The 12,735-nt window shown below is 62.0% G+C and carries 11 protein-coding genes; 1 reads left to right on the top strand and 10 read right to left on the bottom strand.

Annotated features, from left to right (window positions below; genetic code table 11):
* Positions 1 to 588: 588 nt before the first annotated feature.
* Complete coding sequence (gene pdeM / locus Q4G20_RS11075) at positions 589 to 1,260, top strand: ligase-associated DNA damage response endonuclease PdeM (protein ID WP_303343507.1); 672 nt, start codon at positions 589 to 591, stop codon at positions 1,258 to 1,260.
* Between the two features lie 20 nt (positions 1,261 to 1,280).
* On the opposite strand, the gene Q4G20_RS11070 is transcribed toward pdeM, so the two are convergent.
* The 10 genes from Q4G20_RS11070 to Q4G20_RS11025 form a co-directional block, all read right to left on the bottom strand.
* Entirely contained in the window at positions 1,281 to 2,381 is a 1,101-nt protein-coding gene (locus Q4G20_RS11070) for a flagellar basal body P-ring protein FlgI (RefSeq protein ID WP_303343506.1), read from the bottom strand.
* The gene (locus Q4G20_RS11065) at positions 2,378 to 3,391 is read right to left on the bottom strand and encodes a flagellin (protein ID WP_303343505.1); all 1,014 of its coding nucleotides are present in this window, start codon (positions 3,389 to 3,391) and stop codon (positions 2,378 to 2,380) included. The genes Q4G20_RS11070 and Q4G20_RS11065 overlap by 4 nt, the downstream gene beginning before the upstream one ends.
* 3 nt (positions 3,392 to 3,394) lie before the next feature.
* The gene (gene flgK / locus Q4G20_RS11060; RefSeq protein ID WP_303343504.1) at positions 3,395 to 4,840 is read right to left on the bottom strand and encodes a flagellar hook-associated protein FlgK; all 1,446 of its coding nucleotides are present in this window, start codon (positions 4,838 to 4,840) and stop codon (positions 3,395 to 3,397) included.
* A gap of 17 nt (positions 4,841 to 4,857) precedes the next feature.
* A complete protein-coding gene (locus Q4G20_RS11055) occupies positions 4,858 to 6,171 on the bottom strand; it encodes a flagellar hook protein FlgE (protein WP_303343503.1) in 1,314 nt (437 codons plus the stop codon).
* An 86-nt stretch (positions 6,172 to 6,257) separates the two neighbouring features.
* Positions 6,258 to 7,019 (bottom strand): flagellar motor protein MotB, encoded by a 762-nt coding sequence (locus Q4G20_RS11050; protein ID WP_303343501.1) that lies wholly within the window; start codon positions 7,017 to 7,019, stop codon positions 6,258 to 6,260.
* Positions 7,020 to 7,112: 93 nt separating this feature from the next.
* The gene (locus tag Q4G20_RS11045; protein ID WP_303343500.1) at positions 7,113 to 8,333 is read right to left on the bottom strand and encodes a phenylacetate--CoA ligase family protein; all 1,221 of its coding nucleotides are present in this window, start codon (positions 8,331 to 8,333) and stop codon (positions 7,113 to 7,115) included.
* A 50-nt stretch (positions 8,334 to 8,383) separates the two neighbouring features.
* Positions 8,384 to 9,208 carry an ABC transporter ATP-binding protein gene (locus Q4G20_RS11040; protein WP_303343499.1) on the bottom strand — a complete coding sequence of 275 codons (825 nt, stop codon included), beginning with the start codon at positions 9,206 to 9,208 and terminating at the stop codon, positions 8,384 to 8,386.
* A gap of 49 nt (positions 9,209 to 9,257) precedes the next feature.
* Positions 9,258 to 10,541 (bottom strand): ABC transporter substrate-binding protein, encoded by a 1,284-nt coding sequence (locus Q4G20_RS11035; protein ID WP_303343498.1) that lies wholly within the window; start codon positions 10,539 to 10,541, stop codon positions 9,258 to 9,260.
* A 47-nt stretch (positions 10,542 to 10,588) separates the two neighbouring features.
* Positions 10,589 to 11,665, bottom strand: coding sequence for a branched-chain amino acid ABC transporter permease (locus tag Q4G20_RS11030; protein WP_303343497.1), 1,077 nt, complete (start codon positions 11,663 to 11,665; stop codon positions 10,589 to 10,591).
* A 69-nt stretch (positions 11,666 to 11,734) separates the two neighbouring features.
* Positions 11,735 to 12,721 (bottom strand): branched-chain amino acid ABC transporter permease, encoded by a 987-nt coding sequence (locus Q4G20_RS11025; protein WP_303343513.1) that lies wholly within the window; start codon positions 12,719 to 12,721, stop codon positions 11,735 to 11,737.
* Positions 12,722 to 12,735: the final 14 nt, after the last annotated feature.

Below are 12,735 nucleotides of genomic sequence, written 5' to 3'. Positions count from 1 at the left end.
CATAACGCCATAACATCTGGCCACGGATTCAGCATAATCACACCGCAGACATGGCCCTTCAGGCCCCGTAATTCCCCAATGCCCTTCACTCAACAACCCACAGCCGAATCAGGGTGCGAGTGCGGAGCGCGCACAACGATAGACACCGGACCGCGGTTATCGCACTACGGTGCCGCAAGCATAGCCCAATACGCCCCCGCAATCCGCCAGATACCGCCCACCCACACAACCGACAGCCGGTTCAGGGTGGCGCATGCGGAACACGCATAACGCCATAACATCTGGCCACGGATTCAGCATAATCACACCGCAGACATGGCTCTATCCGCCCCGTAGTAATCCGCCAAACGCCGTCCACCCACCAACCCACAGCCAACGCAGCGCACGGCATGCGGAAGGTGTATCGCGGCCGCTGGGCGCAGCCGGCTGACGCGCGATGGATGATGCGGCGTGACGGCAAGGATACCGGCGCGGATCGCAGCAGCCACGCCCCACCTTGCGCCAAGTGGGGCGACTGTGCCAATGGGGCGCATCACCCGACCGCAGCCCCGCCCCCCCCCTCTGCCGTCTGTTCGTGGACGGATCGCCATGACCCAACCGACCGATTACGCATTTTCCTTTTCCGAGCAGGACTTTATCGCCCGCCCATCGGGTGCATTGTGGTGGCCCAAGGAACGGGCGCTGATTGTGTCCGACCTGCATCTGGGCAAATCCGACCGCTGGGCGCGCGGCGGGAGTGCCTTGTTGCCGCCTTATGAAAATCACGCAACCCTCGATCGTTTGGGCGCAGAGATTGACGCGTTGCGCCCCGAAACCGTGGTCAGTCTGGGCGACAGCTTCGACGATGACCGGGCCACCGATGACCTGACCGACGACATCCGCAACCGGCTGGAGCAGATGGCGCGTGGCAGGTCGTGGTTGTGGGTGACGGGCAATCACGACCCCAACCCAACCAATCTGCCGGGTCAGTGCGCCCCTGAATGGCGCCGCGCCCTGACCTTTCGCCATCAGGCCGGGGACGGGCCGGATGTGTCGGGCCATTATCACCCCTGCATCCAACTGGCGGGTCAGAGGCGACGGTGCTTTCTGGTCGGTCAAGATCACCTGATTTTGCCGTCCTTTGGGGTCTATACCGGGGGGCTGGCGGTCAATGACGGCCCGCTGCGCGAATTGGTGTCGCAGGGGGTCGCCCTGACCTGCGGTTCGTCGGTCATCGCGGTTCCCGTCCCGCAACCCCGCCGCCCGCGCCGGTGGCGCTGAACGGCGGGTGCGAAACGGCCCTATTCGATCACCAATTCCGCGTGCAGCGCCCCGGCGGAATGGATCGACTTCAAAATGTCGATCATTTCGCGCGGACGCACGCCAAGCGCGTTCAACCCCTCGACCAGATCGGTCAGATTGGCCTGACCGCCGACCTCGGCAAAGCCAATGCCGGGTTCCTGACGGATTTCGGCGTTGCTGCGCGGAACCGTGATGGTTTCGCCCGCCGAAAACGGGTTGGGCTGCGACACGACGGGGGCTTCACTGACGCGCAGGGTCAGGCTGCCTTGCGACACAGCCACGCGCGAAATCTGAACGCGTTCGCCCATCACAATCGTTCCGGCCTTATGGTCGATCACGACTTTGGCGCGATCTTCGGGCTGGACGGTCAGGTTTTCGATCCGCCCGACCACACGCGCCGGATTGACCGAACCGAGACCGCGAAAATTCACCTGCACCGTGCCACTGTCCACAGCGACGGCCAGTTGACGGCCAAATTCGCGGTTAATCGCATCCTCGACCCGCGCGGCCGTGGTGAAATCGGCGGTTCGCAGCGCGATGCGCAGGTCCTGAATGGCGGCAAAGTCAAATTCGACCTCGCGTTCCACCCGCGCGCCCACGGGGATGCGCCCGGCGGTCGGCACGCCTTCGACCACGCGGGCGGCGTCGCCCGACACCGACACCCCGCCCGCGATGATCGAGCCCTGCGCCACGGCATAGATATTGCCATCCGCCGCCTTCAGCGGGGTCATAACCAGCGTGCCGCCCAGCAAGCTTTTGGCATCGCCAATCGTGGACACATTCACATCAATGCGGCTGCCCGATCGCGCAAAGGGCGGCAGCGCCGCCGTCACAATCACCGCCGCGACGTTTTTCGACCGCAGCGCGTCATCGCTGACATTCACGCCCAACCGTTCCAGCAACCCGGCCAGCATCTCTTCGGTAAAGGGGGCGTTGCGCATCCCGTCACCGGTGCCGTCCAGCCCCACAACCAGACCATAGCCCACCAAATCATTGCCGCGCACGCCGTCGAAATCAGCCAGATCCTTAATCCGCACCGGGTTCGCCGCCGCCGACACCGCCAGCATCACCCACATCATCACCGCCATCAGATAGTTCATCGCAGGAAATCCACCAATTTCAGGCGCGACAGACGCGCGGTGAGGGCATAGATCGCCTCAAGCTGGCTTTGCACTTCGGTCAGCTCGGTCGAGCTTCGGTACACATCAGCGCCGCGAATGTCGTTGCGGGCCAGTTCCAGCGTGGACATATAGGAACGCGCTTCGACCTGCGCGGCCTCGATCTGTTGTTGCACGGCACCCAGACGGCCTTGCGCGCCCACCAGTTCGGGATCGCCGGCCAGCATCATCGCGCCCGCAGCCCCCAACATCTGGTGCTGAATGTCGGGTTGATCCGCCGCGTAATCCTGCGCCAGAGCCGCCAAGGTCAACGCCTTAAGCGCGTCACGAATCGGGTCGGATGCCGCCGACAGCGTGATCGCCGTAGTGGCCCCCTGCCCCAAGGGCAAATGCACCGGCGCATCAACCGACCCGCCATAGGCATCGCGCAGATAACCGGGCTGATCGACGGGCGCGTCGAACCACGCCGTCACGGCGGCGATGATATCGGCGGCGGTGTCCGCGCCTTCGGCCGCCTGACGCGCCGCGTCCAGCAATTGCGGCGCGGAAATCAGTGACGGCTGATCCGGCCGCGTCGCGGAAAAGGCATAACGCCCGCCCACCGTTGCATTCAGCCGCGCCACCGCAATGTCCAGCGAGGTCAAGGCCAGACTTTGCACCGCATCAGTATTTTCAATGCTGCTTGCGCCCTGAAAGCCGATCAGGCGCAGCGACAAATCGGACGTCATCTGATGAACGCCGTTCAGCTGATGCTGCATCAGATCGGTCAGCTGCGCCGCCTCGGTCAGGTTGGATTGCGCCTGACCCAGCAGGGTGATTTTGGATTCGATATCGCTCAGCCCGCGGGTATTGCCGCGCAGCTGCGCCGCCATATCGGCGTATTCGCCCGTCGTGACCTGTTTGGTCAGATCGGCGATTTGATCTTTGGTGCGCTGCGTCTGGGTGTGCAGCGAAAACTGGCGCGACTGGTCGCCAATGGATGACAGGTTCATGGATCAGATCCTCAGCAATTGGTCCAGCATTTCATCAACCGCCCGGATCACACGGGCATTGGCGGCATAGGCCTGTTCATATTGCAGCAGGCGCTGCATTTCGGCGTCGCTATCAACGCCGTCTTTCAGGAAACGGGCGGTGATAATCTCCATCCGGCTGTTGCGCACCGCCAGATCGGCGTCATCGGCCACCCGAGACGACGCGACGCGCGATTCCACCTGCGCAAAGCGCCCCGCAAGGTCCGCCGCGCCGGTAAAGCTGCTGCCGTCCATGGGCGCGCGGACCGTATTCAGGGCCTGCGCAAGGGCGTGCAGACGCCCGGATTCACCAATATTCCCGGGCGCGGCTGTGGCCACGCCGTCACGCATCCGCCACGCCTGAGCCGGTTGCGACACCGCCGCGTTCAGCGCCAGACGCGCCGCCAGCCCGGCCACCTGATCGGCGCGGACAACATCCTGCGCATCGGTGAACAGGCCCGGCTGCGTGTCGTCATCGGGGTCGGCCAGCACCCCAACCCGAACCGACAAATCCAAGGCCAGCATATCCAGATCGCGCTGAATCGCCGGGGCGCGATTGTCGCGAATGTCCAGATTTGCGGCCAAGGTGCCGCCGCTGAACATCGCCAGACGCGTGCCGGTCAGAGGCTGCCCGTTCAGTGTCACATGCGACACGGTTCCGTCTCCGGCCACACTGTCCGGCGCCATCTGGGCCGAGGGCGTGAACCCGAATTCCGCCGGACGCGTGCCATCCAGCAGCACCCCGCCGGACAGGGTAAACAGCGCGACCGCACCACCGGGGCGCGTCACCTCTTGCAGGGGGACGATCTGAGCCAGCCGGTCGATGGTGGACTGGCGTTCATCCGCCAGAGATGACGTATCCTTGCCCGCAGCTTCGACCACGGCGATACGGCGGTTCAGATAGGCCACGCGTTGCAACCCGCTGTTCAGATCGCGGACATCGCTGTCAATGCGGTGATCGGCCTGCAGCCGTTCCTGTTGAATATCGCGACTGGCCGCGTTCAGCCCGCGTGCCAGATGATCCGCCGTTTCCGCCAGCCGCATCAGGCGCAGGTCGTCATCGGGCCGGTTGGCCGCATGGTCAATCGCCGCGCGAAAGGTCGTCAGCGTGGTGGTCAGCGCCTGCGGTTCGCCCGGCATTCCGATGACGCCTTCGACGCGGGTGGTAAAATGGCTGTGGGCCGCCGCCGCCGAACGGGCGGAGGTCGCCAGCCGCATTTCCGCCAGCAAGGCCGCATTCACGGCGCGGTCCACGCTGTCGATGCGCACGCCGCCCGCGTTTCCGCCCATGGTCTGGGCGGATTGGACAACCTCACGCCGGGCATAGCCGGGGGTTTTGATATTGGCCAGATTCGCCGCAACCGTTTCGGTCCCGTGCGCCGTCGCCGTCAGGCCGGACATTGCGCTGTTCAGCGCGCGCATCATGTTCATGTTACACCTATGTCAGATCAACGCTTGATATTGGTGGTTTCCTGCAGCATCTCATCGACGGTCTGCACGATCTTGGCATTCGACGAATAGGCGCGCTGCGTCTGGATCAGGCTGGTCAGTTCATGCGCGATGTCCACGGTCGAACCTTCGCGGGCATAGCCCACCACCGAACCCGTCGGCCCATCACCCGCGTCCCACAGATACAACGCCCCCGAGCTGGACGACACTTTATACACCTGATTATCCAGCCCCGTCAGCGCGTTCGGGTTCGGCACGTCAACCAGCGGAATTTTATACAGCGCCTTGATATGGCCGGTGTCATAGGTCGCCCTCAGGATCCCCTGCCCGTCGATTTCGACCGCCAGCAGCTGCCCCGCCGGTGAGCCGTCTTTTGAAATATTGGTGGGCGCAAAGCTGGCGGACAGCTGGGTCATCCCCCCCGGCCCGTTCAGCATACCAATGCCAACCTGAATCGTGCCGCCGCCTTCGACCTGAACCCCGACCGCGCCCAGAACCGGGTCATATTCCGCGGAATCATCGCCCGCCGTTACCGATTTCAGGCTGCCGCCCAGATTGGGGTCATTATGAAATTCAAGGGTATAGCTGCCGACCAGTTGGCCGCCCGGCGCAGCATTTGCCATGTCGCGGATTTCCATGACCCAGGTATTCGCGATGATATCGCCGTCATCATCCGTCGCCGGGGTAAAGGTCGTGTTCAGCGTCTGCGAGGCGCCCAAATTGTCGAAATATTCCAACGGCAGGTCATAAGAACCGCCGCCGGTCGGGCGGGTTTCATCTGCGGGCAGGTTGACCCCCAGACGCACGGTGGTGGTCGGGTCGCCATAGCTTTGATTGCTGCCCAGCACGATTTTCTGAAGCTGCCCAACTGAATCGCGCGCCGGCGGGGCCATAGTGCCGTCCCGGTCCAGCGGCCAGCCCATCAGGGTCAGCCCGCTGCCCGTGGTCAGAACCCCTTCGGCGTCGGGGCGGAACGATCCGGTCCGCGTCATCAGCAAGGCACTGCCTTCGTCCGAATGTCGGCCCATGACCGGCAACATCCCGCGTCCCGCCACGGCAACATCCAGCGGATGGGTGGTGGAAATCAGGGCGCCGTCCTCTTCCACGACGCGGCCCGATTCGAAGCGGACGCCCCCCGCCGCATACAAGCCCGCCGCACGGCCCTGATTCAGAAAGATCGAACTAAATTCGGTCGTGACACGTTTATAGCCATGCGTTTGCGAATTGGCGATGTTGTCGGAGATCGTGCTGAGACGTGAGGAATTTGCGACAAGACCGGACACACTGGCATTCATCGCGGCAGACATAGACATTTTGACACCCTTTGCTGGTCAATCCTTGTCCCCGTTATCGCGCCAAAGGTTTAAGATAAGCCTAACCCCGCCGCGATGAATCCCGGCTATCGCAGTAAAATCAGCTCAATTCGGTTGTTTTTTGGGTCCATCGGGTTGTCCGTGCGGTTTTTGCGGTCCGCAAATCCGGTCACCCGCTGGATTCGCTGCGAATCAATCGTTGTTTGTTCCAGCAGGTTGCGCACCATATGCGCGCGCGCGTCCGACAGCGCCCAGACCGGCGAATTGACCAGCGTTTCGGGATAGGCGCGCACATGCCCGGCCAAGGCCAGTTCGTTGCGCGTCTGCGCGATAATGCGGCCCATCAGGCGCATCAATTCGGCCAGTTCGGGCTGCGGCTGCGCGGTGTCATCCACAAACAAAGGCTGGTCGATCAGATCGGACAGTTCGATCACCAGCCCTTCGTCGGTGATGCGGGTCACGACATGGCGCAACAGATTGGCCATCTGCGCCGATTCGGCCCCCGATCCGGTCAGAGCGTCCTGAATATGGCGGGCCATTTCGTCAAACGCCCCGGCATCGTCGCCCGTCGTTTCATCTGGCGAAACAACGCGATGCCCGATTTCGACCCCATCACCGGACGCGCCAGCGGTGTGAATAATCGTCGGGTTGAAATAATCCGCCAACCCAACCCGCGTATCTTCGGTTGTGGCGTTCAGCAGCCACATCAACAGGAAAAACGCCATCATCGCGGTTACAAAATCCGCATAGGCAACCTTCCATGCGCCGCCATGATGGCCAGCTTCGCCACCACCTTCGACACGTTTAATAATAATAGATGGCCTGTTTTGGCCCGCTGTCTTAGCCATTTTGGCCACCCCTTTTCACGTTACAGGGGTATGTTGCAGCGACAGCGGGACCAAACAAGTTAACGCATAAAATGCGAATTATTTAACCGGGCGTTAATCATATTTCCGGCGGTCTTCGATGACTTTGCCATCATTGGGCAGGCTGCCGGGGGCGACAATCTCGATCCGTCCGCGCATTTTCAGCGTTTCCGCCACCGATGCGGCATAGGCATCCGCCGAATCAGCCGTCGATTCCACCTGAACCAGCATCACATCCATGTCGCCGTCGCGATCCGCCACCACGCGCGCGCGCGTGATTTCGGGGTGACGCGCGACAAAGGCCGCGACCTGTTCGGGGCGCACGAACATGCCCTTGATCTTGGTTGTCTGGTCGGCGCGGCCCATCCAGCCTTTGATCCGCATATTGGTGCGACCGCAGGGGCTGATCCCCGGCAGAACCGCCGACAAATCGCCGGTCGCGAACCGGATCAGCGGGTAGTCGGGGTTCAGAGTCGTCACCAACACTTCGCCCACTTCACCATCAGCCACCGGGTCGCCGGTGCCGGGGCGGACGATTTCGACGATCACGCCTTCGTCCACGATCATGCCGTCCATGGCGTCCGATTCATAGGCGATGTTGCCCAGATCCGCCGTGGCATAGCATTGCCGCGTCACGATCCCCCGATCAGCATAGCCCTGACGCAGCGACGGAAACAACGCCCCGCCCCCTACGACGGCCCGCGTGATGGACAGGGTTTCGCCCATCTCATCGGCCTTATCCAGAATGATTTTCAGGAAATCGGGTGTTCCGGCGTAACAGGTCGTGCCAATGTCAGCGGCGGCGCGCACCTGCAATTCGGTTTGGCCCGTGCCAGCGGGCAGCACGGCGGCGTCCACGGCGCGCGCGCCCGATTCAAACATCATCCCCGCAGGCGTCAGGTGATAGCCGAAACAGTTTTGCACAATATCGCCGCGCCCCACGCCCGCCGCGTGCAGGAACCGGCCCAGACGCCACCAATCGCCGTCGCGGCGGCCGGGTTCGTAAATGGGGCCGGGGCTTTGGAAAATATGGTCAAATTCAGCCGCTTTGCGCGTGGCAAAGCCACCAAAGGGCGGGGATTTCTTTTGCGCCTCGGACAGTTCGGCCTTGCGGATCACCGGCAGTTTGGCCAAGGCCGCGCGATCCGTCACCTCTGCGGGGTCAATATCGCGCAACAGCCGCGCAAGCGCCGGGGCCATGCGCGCGCGTTCCAAGGCCACCGGCAGCGCCTGCGCCAACCCTGCCGCGCGTTCATCATCGCTGCGGGTTTCCAGTTCGTCGTAATATCCGGTCATCACCGTTCCCCTGCTGTCAAATCTTACACCCGCGTTTCAGGCCGCTCATTTTAGGCCAGCCAGCGTTTGCGGCGGCGATAGCTGCGCACGTCGCGGAAGGATTTGCGGCCTTCGTCGGACATGCCCAGATAAAATTCCTTCACATCCGGGTTTTCGCGCAGCGCCGCCGCCGGGCCGTCCATCACCACGCGGCCGTTTTCCAGAATATAGCCGTAATGCGCATAACGCAGCGCGACATTGGTGTTCTGTTCGGCCAACAGGAAGGTCACGCCTTCGCCTTCGTTCACGGCACGGACGATTTCGAAAATCTGTTCAACCAATTGCGGGGCCAGACCCATCGACGGTTCATCCAGCAGGATGGTTTCCGGGCGGCTCATCAACGCGCGGCCCATGGCCACCATCTGCTGTTCCCCGCCCGAGGTATAGCCCGCCTGCGACCGGCGACGTTCGCGCAGACGCGGGAAATATTCATAGACCATTTCCAGATCGCGTTTCACCACGGCCCCGCCATCGCTGCGGGTATAGGCGCCGGTCAGCAGGTTTTCTTCGACCGTCAGGTGTTCGAAACAGTGGCGTCCCTCCATCACCTGAATCACGCCCTTTTTGACCAAAGCGGCGGGGTTCAGGTCGGTGACGCTGTCACCGCGATACACGATGCTGCCTTTCGTCACCTCGCCGCGTTCGGATTGCAGCAGGTTCGAAATGGCCTTGAGCGTGGTGGTTTTGCCCGCGCCATTGCCGCCCAGCAAGGCGGTGATCGACCCCTTAGGCACGGACAGGCTGACGCCTTTCAGCACCAGAATGACGTGATTGTAAATCACCTCGATATTGTTGACTTCCAGCAGGTTTTCCTGCGGCGCGGTCGCGTCCAGCATGGCAATCTCCTTTGGTGGACCCCGGCGGCGAACCGCCGGGGAAATGGCATCAGCAATCGCGCGGCGTGATGTTGTTTTCCGCCGCATAGGCTGCGCTGTCTTCCGCGATCAGCGGATCCAGCACCTCGGCGTCGGGGGTGGTGAATTCGGTGATCAGGTTCCAGCGACCCGCCGAGGCATCCCATTGCTGCATCCGGGCCTGACCGTTGCCGCCGTGGTTGTCGCAGGTGATGTTAAATTCCGGGCCGAAATCGGGCAGGCCCAGTTCTTCCAGACGGGCGGCGGTCATGTCCAAAGCCTCGAACCCGTCACGCACCTGTTCGGCGGTGACCTGAGCGGTGCCGTGGATGTCCTGCGCCTTGCGGATCGCCTCGGAAATAACAACGGCGGCATACATGCCACGCGAATACAGCACCGTGCCAACATGCTGGCCGCCCTGCGATGCCTTGCCGGTGTCCAGAACATGCGTTTTCAGGTCGGCATAGATCGGATAATCCGTGCCAACCCCGTGGAAGGTCAGCGCCTTATACCCGTTGGCGCCCGCACCCACCGGGCGCACATCCACTTCGGACCCCGACCACCAGATGCCGATGAAGTTTTCCATGGGGAAGCGGATATTCGCGGCTTCCTGAATCGCGGCCTGGTTCATAACGCCCCAGCCCCAGATCAGGACGTAATCGGGACGGTCGCGGCGGATCGACAGCCATTGGCTTTTTTGTTCCTGACCGGGCGCATCAACGGCCATTTCGGTAAAGGTAAAGCCGTGCTTTTTCGACAGTTCTTGCAGGGTGCGGATCGGTTCGCGGCCATAGGCGCTGTTGTGATACAGCAGAGTGATTTTCTTGCCGCTCAGATCGCCGCCGTTTTCGTCCAGCAGGTATTTCACCGCCACCGACGCCCCATCCCAATAGTTCGCGGGCGCGTTGAACACCCATTCGAACACCTGACCATTCTTGGCCGAGGTGCGGCCATAACCCGGCGTATAGAGCGGGATTTTATCAACCGCGACCTTGGGGATCAGCTGATAGGTGATGCCGGTGGACAGCGGGTTATAGACCAATGCGCCGCTGCCTTTGGTCGATTCGTAACACTCAACCCCGCGTTCGGTGTTATATGCGGTTTCACATTCCGGCGTGCGGACCAGTTCGCCGCCGATGCCGCCATCACGTTCGTTCAGCAGCGTGAAGTAATCGTTGAACCCGTCGGCGTATTGGGTGCCGTTCGCGCCATAGGGGCCGGTGCGATAAGACAGGTTCGGCACGACCAGATCGGCCAATGCAGGGGCTGCGGCCATCAGGCCCGCGGCAACCATTGCGGTAAGTTTCAGTTTCATTCGGGTTCTCCTCCCCAAGATTACAGCCGGTTATCCGGTTCTGTGGATTAGTGCGGGAACGGCCACAGCCGCAGCTTTTCCTTGACCAGCGACCACAAACGGGCCAGCCCGTGCGGTTCGACGATCAGGAAGAACACAATCAGCGCGCCCACGATCATCAATTCGATATGCGCGGCCAGATCGGTCGGCCAGCCCATGACGCCGACCAGCAGGTTCTTCAGCATCACCGGCAACAGCACCAGAAACGCCGCGCCCGCAAAGCTGCCGAAAATGCTGCCCAGACCGCCAATGATAATCATGAACAGCACCAGGAACGATTTGTTGATGCCGAACGCCTCGCCCACTTCGGCCGCGCCCAGATAGACGGCGAACAGCAGCGCGCCGGCGATGCCCACGAAAAAGCTGCTGACCGCAAAGGCCGACAGTTTCGCGCGCAAGGGGTTCACCCCGATGATTTCGGCGGCGATGTCCATGTCGCGAATGGCCATCCATTTGCGGCCCAGCGTGCCGCGCGTCAGGTTGCGCGCCACCCATGCCAGCACAAAGGCAAAGCACAGACAGATCAGGTATTTCGCCGGGGCGGTCGTCGCCGGGCCGGTCACGGCATGGCCCAGAATGGTGCGTTCCGGCGCGTTGATCTGACCCGATGCGGAATAGTTGTAAAACCACGGCACCTTGTTGAACAGCCAGACCAGAAAGAACTGCGCCGCCAGCGTGGCCACGGCCAGATAAAACCCCTTGATCCGCAGGCTGGGCAGGCCAAAGGCCACGCCGACCATGGCCGTAATCCCGCCCGCCAACAGAATGTGGATCACGATGTTGATGTCGGGAAAGGCCGTCATCAGTTTGTAAACGGCATAGGCGCCCACGGCCATAAAGCCGCCCGTCCCCAGACTGACCTGCCCGGCATAGCCCGTCAGGATGTTCAGCCCAAGCGCCGCAATGGCATAGATCAGGAACGGCACCAGCACGGCGTTCGCCCAGTAATCATTGACCAGAAACGGAATGATCCCAAAGGCAACCGCCAGCACGACATAGTAACCCATGCGGTCCAGCCGGATTGGAAAGGTCTGGCTGTCATCGCCATAGCTTGTCTTGAAATCGCCTGCCTCACGATACAGCATGGCTTTCCCCCTTTGCCGTCATTGCGCCCGCTGCGGGCGGATTGGGTGCGAAAATGGTTGCGTTCATTGTTACACCCGCTCGATGATTTTTTCGCCGAACAGACCTTGCGGGCGGAACACCAGAAACAGCAGCGCCAGCACATAGGCGAACCAGTTTTCCGTCGCGCCTCCGATCATCGGGCCGATCCAGAATTCGAACAGCTTTTCGCCCACGCCGATGATCAGGCCGCCGATGATCGCGCCGGGGATGGACGTAAAGCCGCCCAGCATCAGCACCGGCAACGCCTTGAGCGCGATCAGCGACAGACTGAACTGCACGCCCGATTTGGTCCCCCACATGATGCCCGCGACCAGTGCGACAAAGCCCGCAATCGACCACACCATCACCCAGATAAAGCGCAGGCTGATGCCCACCGACAACGCGGCCTGATGGTCGTCGGCCACGGCGCGCATGGCGCGGCCCTGTTTGGTGTATTGCGCAAAGGCCACCAGCGACGCGACCAGCATTGCCGCGACAAAGGTCGCCCACAGGTCCAGACGGTCGATAAAGAAGCCGTAACCAAAGATGCTGTCGGTCACGTTTTCGATGGTGTCCGACACCCCTTGCGGCAGGCCGACATCCAGCGTTTTGACGTCCGCGCCCCACATCACATCGCCCATGCCTTCCAGGAAATAGGCCAGACCGATGGTTGCCATGAACAGGATGATCGGTTCCTGACCGACCAGATGCTGCAACACCAGCTTTTCGATCAGAAAGGCCAGCACCACCATCACGCCCGCCGTCAGCAGGATCGCCAGCACCGCCGGAACCGTCCAGCCAAAGTGATGCAGATGCGTGCCGAAAATGGCGTTGATCAGATGCGCAAACGGGATTTGCCCGTTCTGGATGCCAACCAAGGTCAGCGCCGCAAACAGCGCCAGCACCCCTTGGGCATAGTTGAACACGCCCGACGCCTTAAAGATCAGCACGAAACCCAGCGCAACCAGCGCATACATCACGCCGGTCATCAGACCGTTCAGAAACACCTCGGCGGCATAGATAAGCTGGTCCATCAGACGGCCCCCCGCGT

The sequence above is a fragment of the Paracoccus sp. (in: a-proteobacteria) genome (assembly GCF_030538495.1).
Taxonomy (GTDB): Bacteria; Pseudomonadota; Alphaproteobacteria; order Rhodobacterales; family Rhodobacteraceae; genus Paracoccus.
This window is presented reverse-complemented; position numbering and strand designations above follow the sequence as displayed.